Source organism: Phytoactinopolyspora endophytica (assembly GCF_004138495.1).
Lineage (GTDB): Bacteria > Actinomycetota > Actinomycetes > Jiangellales > Jiangellaceae > Phytoactinopolyspora > Phytoactinopolyspora endophytica.
Genome location: NZ_ML142862.1, coordinates 4,806 through 11,502 on the forward strand (window position 1 = coordinate 4,806; position 6,697 = coordinate 11,502).

At 67.1% G+C, this 6,697-nt stretch carries 5 protein-coding genes; 3 read left to right on the top strand and 2 right to left on the bottom strand.

Translation table 11 applies throughout. The features are described from left to right. Positions 1–277 precede the first annotated feature (277 nt). Both ELR45_RS23315 and ELR45_RS23320 read left to right on the top strand, forming a co-directional pair. A complete protein-coding gene (locus ELR45_RS23315) occupies positions 278–1,240 on the top strand; it encodes an ABC transporter substrate-binding protein (protein WP_129668495.1) in 963 nt (320 codons plus the stop codon). Beyond that, the gene (locus ELR45_RS23320) at positions 1,237–2,289 is read left to right on the top strand and encodes a FecCD family ABC transporter permease (protein WP_129668496.1); all 1,053 of its coding nucleotides are present in this window, start codon (positions 1,237–1,239) and stop codon (positions 2,287–2,289) included. The genes ELR45_RS23315 and ELR45_RS23320 overlap by 4 nt, the downstream gene beginning before the upstream one ends. 70 nt (positions 2,290–2,359) lie before the next feature. On the opposite strand, the gene ELR45_RS23325 is transcribed toward ELR45_RS23320, so the two are convergent. After that, positions 2,360–3,313 carry a class I SAM-dependent methyltransferase gene (locus tag ELR45_RS23325; RefSeq protein ID WP_129668497.1) on the bottom strand — a complete coding sequence of 318 codons (954 nt, stop codon included), beginning with the start codon at positions 3,311–3,313 and terminating at the stop codon, positions 2,360–2,362. A 63-nt stretch (positions 3,314–3,376) separates the two neighbouring features. Here ELR45_RS23325 and glgX point away from each other — a divergent pair, with 63 nt between their 5' ends. Then, positions 3,377–5,527, top strand: a complete 2,151-nt coding sequence (glgX, locus tag ELR45_RS23330) for a glycogen debranching protein GlgX (RefSeq protein WP_165368065.1) — start codon at positions 3,377–3,379, stop codon at positions 5,525–5,527. 165 nt (positions 5,528–5,692) lie between these two features. On the opposite strand, the gene glgP is transcribed toward glgX, so the two are convergent. Further along, positions 5,693–6,697: alpha-glucan family phosphorylase (gene glgP, locus ELR45_RS38810; protein ID WP_205857117.1), on the bottom strand; the 1,005-nt coding region annotated here is incomplete at its 5' end.

Consider the following 6,697-nt stretch of genomic DNA (forward strand, 5'->3'; position numbering starts at 1 on the left):
TGTCCGATATTGTCCTACAGAGTCATGAAAATCGGATCCATTCCGTCGGCTAGTCCACCAACGCATGACAGGCCGCCCATCCCATCCCCAGGCGTCGCAAAACCACCCGACGCCGCACCCACCGGGACACAACGGCAACAGCCCGCTCCTGGCCCCACCCAGCCCGTGGGAGACAGTAGGTAAGGCTATCCTTGCATCATCGACGGCGTCCTGCCTATCCTGCGCACGGCTCCAGTGCCGAAGCCTGACCTTCGTTCTCGCACAGACAGGAAGTTCCATGTCGTTTCGTGCTCGCCGCCCGCACAGGGCACACCTCACCCGGATCGCCATCGCGGCGTCAGCCACGGTACTGGTCGCCTGTTCCAGCGGAGGATCGGACAGCTCAGGATCGTCCGAGACCACATCGTCCGAAACCACACAGGCGAGTACACGTGAAGTCGATCATTCTCGAGGCGTCAGCGACGTAGCCGAGAAGCCTGAGCGGGTCGTCGTTCTGGAACCGGTGCAACTCGACACGGCCGTGGCGCTGGACGTGGTGCCGGTCGGCACAACGGTATTGAGCGAGGAGACCGGTGTTCCCGAGTATCTGGGCGAAGATGCCGCCGACATCGAGACGGTCGGCACCGTTCCGGAACCGAACATCGAGCAGATCGCATCGCTGCAGCCGGATCTCATCATCGGCACTGAGACGAGGCACTCCACCCTGTATGACCAGCTGTCCGACATCGCGCCGACCGTGTTCATGGCATCTCAGGCCGACCCGTGGCCGGACAACGTACGCCTCGTCGGTGAGGCGCTGAACAGGTCCGACGAGGCCGAAACCGTGCTCGACGAGTACCAGCGGCGGTGTGACGAGATAGCGGAGGGGTTCGATATCGCGGGCAGCACCGCCCAGCTGATCCGCCCACGCGATGGCATCCTGACGCTCTATGGTCCGACCTCCTTCGCGGGCAGCACGCTGGAATGCACGGGGTTCACGACGCCGGAGCATGACTGGGAGGACATCTCCGTGGACGTGTCTCCGGAACGAGTACTGGATGCGACTGCCGATCTGGTCCTCGTCACCGCCGTCGACCCGGACGATCCGAACGCGATCCCAGAGGCGGTGGCAAGCAACGAGGAGTCCTTTCCGAACCTGCACGTGGTCGACCAGTCGTTCTGGATCACCGGCGTCGGGCCACTCGGCGGACAGACCGTTCTCGACGACCTCGAGCGCATCCTGACCGAAGCACGAGCATGACCCCCACGTCGCCCGTCGTGGACGCGCCGGGCGCGGTCCGGGCGTACCCACGGGGGCGGCGCGCCCGGCTTGGAACGTTCGTAGCCCTGATCGCGGTGCTCCTGGCAGCGATCGCGCTGTCGATCACCGTCGGCGCGAATCCGATCGGCCCTGGCACGGTGCTCGACACGATCACCGGTGGCGGCGACGACGAGTCTCGGTTCATCGTGTGGGAGCAGCGCGTTCCTCGAACGGCGGTGGGAGCCGTCGTCGGTATTGCGCTCGGCATCGCGGGTGCGCTCATCCAAGCATTCACCCGCAACCCGCTCGCTGACCCCGGGATCCTCGGGGTCAACTCCGGCGCGGCTTTCGCAGTCGCCGTCGGCATCGTGTTCTTCGGCGTCACAGACATCTCTGGCTATGTCTGGTTCGCCTGCGCGGGAGCATTGATCGTGACATTCGGCGTGTACGCGATCGGCGCGACCGGACGGGGCGCCGCTTCGCCGATCCGTCTCACCCTCGCCGGGATCGCGGTCGGCGCCGTCCTCTCGGGTGCCACAACCGGTCTCACCCTGACACACCCGGACGCGTTCGACCGGATGCGCGGCTGGAATGCCGGCAGCTTGCTGGAGCGTGGCTACGACGTGTTGACCCCTGTGGTGCCGCTGCTGGTCATCGGCCTGGTGCTGGCGTTCGGCGTCTCGTCGGCGATGAACTCGATGGCCCTGGGCGAGGACACGGCCCGCGCCCAGGGTGTGAACGTGGCCCGAACACGGGTGCTGGTCCTGGTCGCTGTCACCCTGCTCGCCGGTACGGCCACTGCCGTCGCCGGGCCGATCGGGTTCGTCGGCTTGATGGTCCCGCATGTGGTCCGATGGACCTTCGGGCCCGACCAACGACGCATCGTGGCCGGCTCGTTTCTCCTGTCCCCCATTCTGGTCTTGCTCTCCGACGTCGTCGGCCGGATCGTGGTGCTTCCCAGTGAGATGCCCGTCGGCATCGTCACCGCATTCGTGGGGGCGCCTGTACTGATCGTCCTGGTACGCCGCCGGAACGCCAGCGCGCTGTGAGAGTACGTCGCAACGGAACGCAACGAGACGGACGATGCCAGAGGTCAGAGGTCAGCCAGGGCCGGCCTCGTCAGCGTTGCGAGACTCCCCCGCGGACGGCCGTGACAGAGACGTTGTAGTACAGCTCGGCCGGGACGACGCGGGCCAGAGCCCGGTCGAGCGCGGAGAGCCGCTGCCAGCTCCGATAGGCGAACATCGCCCACCGCCACCCGAGCCGGTCCGGGTTGACCGCGTACTCGAGCGTGCGGACCGGCCAGCCGAACCAGGCCGCCGTCAGCTCCTCGGTCACGGTCCGCACCTGCTCGCCGCCCGCCCGCCGGACCGTCGCGGTGAGCTCACCCGGATCGAACGTGTGCAGGTCGACCACGGCCTCCAGCGCCGCCGCCCGGGAGGACTCGTCGAGCTCCTGCTCTGGCCTCGCCCACCGAGGAGCTAAGGGCGGCAACCGTGTGACGCGGGTGGCCGTCCACCATGTCGCACGCGACAGCGCCCGCGCGATCCGATCGCCGTACCTGGTCGGCTCTCCACAGATCACGATCCGCCCACCCGGCCGGAGGACCCTGACCACCTCCCGGAACGCCAGCTCGACGTCGGGGATGTGGTGGATCACGGCGTGGCCGACCACGACGTCGAATGTCGCGTCGTCGTACGGCAGTCGTTCCGCGTCAGCCACCCGCCCTTCGATCTCGAACCCGAGCGACCTGGCGTTGCGCTGCGCCGCCCGCACCATGCCCGGGGAGAGGTCGGTGATGTGCACCTCGTCGAGCACGCCCGCCTGCCGCAGGTTGAGTGAGAAGAATCCCGTCCCGGCCCCGATCTCCAGGGCTTTGCGGTACGGCCAGCCATCGGTGCCGGCGACGGCCGCGAAACGATCCCGCGCGTACGAGACGCACCGCTCGTCGAACGAGATCGACCACTTGTCGTCGTAGGTATCGGACTCCCAGTCGTGATACAAGACCTGCGCCAGCTTGGTGTCATGCCATGCCCGTTCCAGGTCCGCCGCGGATACCGTCGACTCGCTCATCGGGGCAGCTTATTGGGCTGCTGGGCGTATTGCTGGCAAAATGCTCCAGTGAGCGACGTGACGATGCCCCGACCGAGCCAGTCCATCCCGTGGCCCGGACGCTGGAGCCCGCTGGGTGCCACGCACCACGACGGCGCCACCAACTTCGCACTGTGGGCGCCCGACGCCGAGCAGGTCGAGCTGTGCTTCTTCGACGATGAGGACAACGAGACCCGGATACCGTTGCTGAACCGGACCTTCGACGTCTGGCACGGCCGGTTTCCCGGCGTCCGCCCCGGCCAGCGATACGGATACCGTGTCCACGGACCATGGGCACCGGACAAGGGTCTACGGTTCAACCCGACGAAGCTGCTCATGGATCCCTACGCGAGGGCCATCGACGGCGACTACATCCACGTCGACCCCGAGAGTGGTCCTGACGACCCGGACGAGCGGGATTCCGCGCCGTTCGTGCCACGTTCCGTGGTGGTCGGCGACGACGATTTCGACTGGGGAGACGACTCGCCGGCGCGGATCCCATGGGACAACACGGTCATCTACGAACTACACGCGCGCGGCTACACCATGCGCCACCCCGACGTGCCGGAAGATCTCCGCGGCACGTACGCCGGGCTCGCGCACCCAGCCGTGCTGGAACACCTGACCGGGCTGGGCGTGACGGCCGTCGAGCTGCTGCCCGTCCACGAGTTCATCAGCGAGCCGCACCTGCTGGACCAGGGCAGTGCCAACTACTGGGGCTACAACACGCTCGGCTTCTTCGCCCCGCACGCCGACTACAGCGTCGGAGGCGCTGGCGGCGAGCAGGTCATCGAGTTCAAGGCCATGGTCAAGGCGATGCACGAGGCCGGCCTCGAAGTCATCCTCGATGTCGTCTACAACCACACGGCTGAACAGGGCGCGGGTGGTCCGACCCTCTGCTTCCGCGGTATCGACAACTGGGCCTACTACCGGTTGGACTCCCACGACCCGTCGAATTACCTCGACTACACCGGCACGGGCAACACCTTCAACGCCAGCCATCCGCACGCGCTCCGGCTGGTGATGGACTCGTTGCGGTACTGGGTCACCGAGATGCACGTGGACGGCTTCCGGTTCGACCTCGCGTCCGCGCTGGCCCGCTCGATGCACGATGTCGACATGCTCAGCTCGTTCATGACCGTGATCGAACAGGACCCGGTGCTGCGCGAGGTCAAGCTCATCGCCGAACCGTGGGACGTCGGTCCCGGCGGGTACCAGGTGGGCGAGTTTCCGCACCTGTGGACCGAGTGGAACGACAAGTTCCGCGGTACGGTCCGGGACCACTGGCGCGGCATGGCAGGTGGGGTGCACGACCTGGCGTTCCGGCTCTCCGGCTCGTCAGATCTCTACGCCGACGACGGCCGTCGCCCCTTCGCCTCGATCAACTTCATCACGGCCCACGACGGCTTCACCCTGCGCGACCTCGTCTCTTACAACGAGAAGCACAACGACGCCAACGGTGAGGAGAACCGGGACGGCACCGATGACAACCGTTCCTGGAACCACGGTGTGGAGGGCGTCGAGGGAGACTCGGACGCCGGGCCGGTCCCGCCGTCGGTGACCCGGTTGCGCCACCGCCAGTTGCGTAACCTCATGACCACGCTGCTGCTGTCCACAGGTGTCCCGATGATGACCGCGGGCGACGAGATGGGCCGCACCCAGTTCGGCAATAACAACGCCTACTGCCAGGACAACGAGACGACCTGGGTGGACTGGTCGCTGCGCGACGAGTTCACGGACCTGCACGGCCTGGTACAACGTCTGCTCGCGTTACGCGCCCGGCACCCTGTATTCCGCCAGCGGCGGTTCTTCGAGGGGCGCCCGATCCGTCCGGGCGGCCGCAAGGACATCGGCTGGTTCGCCCCCAGTGGCGAGGAGATGGACGAAGCCGACTGGCACGACGAGTCCCGCCGCACGCTCGGCATGTTCCTCAGCGGCGACGGCATCCGCTCCCGAGGCGAGCATGGCGAACGGATCACCGACGACTCGTTCCTGTTGTGGCTGCATTCCGGGGCGGACGACATCGACGTCGTTCTCCCCGGGTCGCCCTGGGCCACACGCTACGACGTGGTCATCGACACGACCGACGACGGATCCGGCCACGACGCTTCCACGATCCGCGCCAACACGACGTACCCGGCCGGAGCCACCGTGGCTCTACCCAGCCGCAGCTGCCTGCTGCTGCGCGCTACCTGAACTCGGTGCACACACGGTCTGGGGCACAGCGCACAGTCTCGATGCCACAATCCGTCACGGATGCTGCATCCCGTGTCGCAACAGGGCCCTGAATCGGCTCAACGCGACACAGATTGCAGCATCCGTCACGGAATGCAGCGTCGGCGGCGCCGTCGGGTACCGCCCTCAGGAGGCCAGCGTCGCGAGCCCGAGTTCGGCACCGCCGGCGAGCAGGTCGTGCCGGGGAACGATCCGCACCGTGTAGCCGAACGCGCCAGTGTGGTCGAGGAGCACTACGCCCTCGAATCGGTGCCGCCCCGGCTCGTAGCTCTCGGCGACCGCCAGCGACGTCACCGCCGGTTCCCGCAGCTCGTCGGACTCGCCCACCCGGCCGTGCACCACCTGGACGTCGACGTCGTCCGGCGTCAGCTCCCCGAGGGACACGAAGGCGCGCAGCCGTAGCCGCTCACCCATCTCGAACACGTCGGCCGTCGCGCTCTCCACATGTTCGATCACGACATCGTCCCATGCGCCGCGCACCCGGCGCTTCCACTGCGCCAGCGCAACCGCGCCGTCGTAGTCGGAGTTCAGCGCGCGTCCGGACAGGGCTGCCGGCCGGTAAAGATCCTCCACATAGTTCCGTACCATCCGCGTGGCCTGAACCTTCGGCCCGAGCGAGGTCAACGTGTGTCGCATCAGCTCGACCCACCGAGTCGGAACGCCGTTCCCGCTCAGATCGTAGAAGCGTGGCGTCACCTCCTCCTCGATCAGGTCATAGAGGGCGGCCGCCTCGAGGTCGTCGCGGTGGTCGGTGTCCTCGACGCCCTGGGCCGACGGAATGTCCCAGCCGTTCTCGCCGTCAGACCACTCATCCCACCAGCCGTCCCGGATCGACAGGTTGAGCCCGCCGTTCAGGGCGGCCTTCATTCCCGACGTCCCGCACGCCTCATACGGGCGCAGCGGATTGTTCAGCCACACGTCGCAGCCGGGATACAGCGGAAACGCCATTCCCATGTCGTAGTTCGGGAGGAACACGATGCGGTGCCGGACCTCCGGGTCATCGGCGAAGCGCACCATCTCCTGGATCAGCCGTTTGCCGCCGTCGTCGGCCGGGTGCGATTTCCCGGCGATGACGATCTGGATCGGTCGCTCGGGATGCAGGAGCAACGACTTCAGCCGCTCGGGGTCGCG

Bases quoted from the DNA above. Each gene is read 5' to 3' on its own strand.
- ELR45_RS23315 (WP_129668495.1), top strand. From the start codon at position 278: ATGTCGTTTCGTGCTCGCCGCCCGCACAGGGCACACCTCACCCGGATC.
- ELR45_RS23320 (WP_129668496.1), top strand. From the start codon at position 1,237: ATGACCCCCACGTCGCCCGTCGTGGACGCGCCGGGCGCGGTCCGGGCG.
- ELR45_RS23325 (WP_129668497.1), bottom strand. From the start codon at position 3,313: ATGAGCGAGTCGACGGTATCCGCGGCGGACCTGGAACGGGCATGGCAT.
- glgX (WP_165368065.1), top strand. From the start codon at position 3,377: ATGCCCCGACCGAGCCAGTCCATCCCGTGGCCCGGACGCTGGAGCCCG.